Here is a 1,539-nt window from a genome sequence, read left to right on the forward strand (position 1 = left end):
TCGACGCTGACGTGGGTGACGGCGTTTGCGACGCCGTTGACCAGCACCGTAAAGGCTCCGCTCGCCGGCTTGTGGGCCCGGTCCGCGTCCAGGTTGCCCGTGTCGCTAAAGCTGAGCACCAGTTGGTCGCCAGTGACCTTGGGACGAGAGTCGCCGGTGATGATCAGCTGCGGGGGCGTGGTGTCTGGTGGCGCTGGTGTGTTGTTGGTCATCGCCCGGTTGCTGAAGTTCGCTGCGTCGTTGCCGGCAACGTCCTGCACCACGGCGCCAGACCCGGGCTTGGTGTAGCTGACGGTCACCGTCTCCGCACTGGCCACGGTGCGGCTCAGTGTCAGCGTCACGGTCTTGGCCGTGGCGTTCACTACGGCGCGGCTCACGATGATGGCCCTTGTGCCAGCAGCGGTGTTGAGCGTAAAGCCGGCGTTGTCCGCGAGCGCTGCCGCGTCCAGGCTGTTGGCTTCCGTGTACGTGAGCACCAGCTGGTTGACGTTGAGCACGGCGCTGCTGATTACCGGGGGCGTGGTGTCTGCTGGCGCGAGCGTGTAGTTGGTCGCGGCCATCTTCTCGAAGTTGGCCGCGTGGTTGCCCGCCGCGTCCTGCACCACATTGCCGGATTCGGGCTTGGTGTAGCTGACGCTCACCGACTCACCGTGGCCCACGGTACGGCCTTCGAATGTCAGCGTCACGGTCTTGACCATTGCGTTCACCACGGCGCTCGTGATGTGCAAGCGTTCCGTTGCCACGCCGCTGCTGTTGAGGAGGTCTACCGCAAAGCCTCCGTCGCCCGACAGCGCTCCGTAGGCCAAGCTGTTCTGTTCGGTGTAACTGATCACCAGCTGGTCGTCGTTGGCCATGGCGTGGCTGAACACCGGGGGCGTGGTGTCTGCTGCTGGCGTGACGTTCGTCACGGGCCGGTTGCTGAAGTCTGCCGTGTCGTTGCCGGCAACGTCCTCGACCCCCGCCCTGGTGTGGCTGAGGGTCACCGTCTCGCTGGAGGTCACGGCGCGGCTGAGCGTCAGCGTGACGGTGTTGCGCGTCGCGTCCACCACAGCGCCGGTGACGGTGATGGCGGTGCCACCAGCGCTGCTGACCGTAAAGCCTGCGTTGCCTGCGAGCGGCCTCGCGCTCAGGTTCTCCGCTTCGGTGTAGGTCAGCAGCAGCTGATTCCCGTTGACCGTGGCGCTATCCAGCACCGGGGCCGTGGTGTCTGCTCCTGCTGGCGCGTTGTTGGTCACTGCCATCGCCTCGAAGTTGGCCGCCTTGTTGCCCTTCGCGTCCTGCACCACATTGCCGGACCAGGGCTTGAAGTAGCTGACGCTTACCCTGTCATCTTGGGCGATGCGCTCCAAGAGCGTCAGCGTCACGGTCTTGGCCGTCGCGTTCACGACGGCGCTGCCAACAGAGATGATCCAGACCACCGAGTTCTTGTTGTTGTAGCCCTTTACCGAAAAGCCTGCGTTGCGCGCCAGCGCAGCATCGTCCAAGTCGCTCTGTTCGGTGTAGTGGATCACCAGTTGGTTGCTGCGGACCGTGGCGCTG

Annotated in this window: 1 protein-coding gene; it reads right to left on the bottom strand. The window is 64.8% G+C overall.

Going from position 1 to position 1,539, the window contains the following annotated elements; translation table 11 throughout:
* A partial coding sequence (locus VTU_RS29650) for a SwmB domain-containing protein (protein WP_010109108.1) occupies positions 1 to 1,539 on the bottom strand: 1,539 nt, incomplete at both ends.

This window comes from Verminephrobacter aporrectodeae subsp. tuberculatae At4 (assembly GCF_000193225.1).
Taxonomy (GTDB): Bacteria; Pseudomonadota; Gammaproteobacteria; order Burkholderiales; family Burkholderiaceae_C; genus Acidovorax; species Acidovorax aporrectodeae.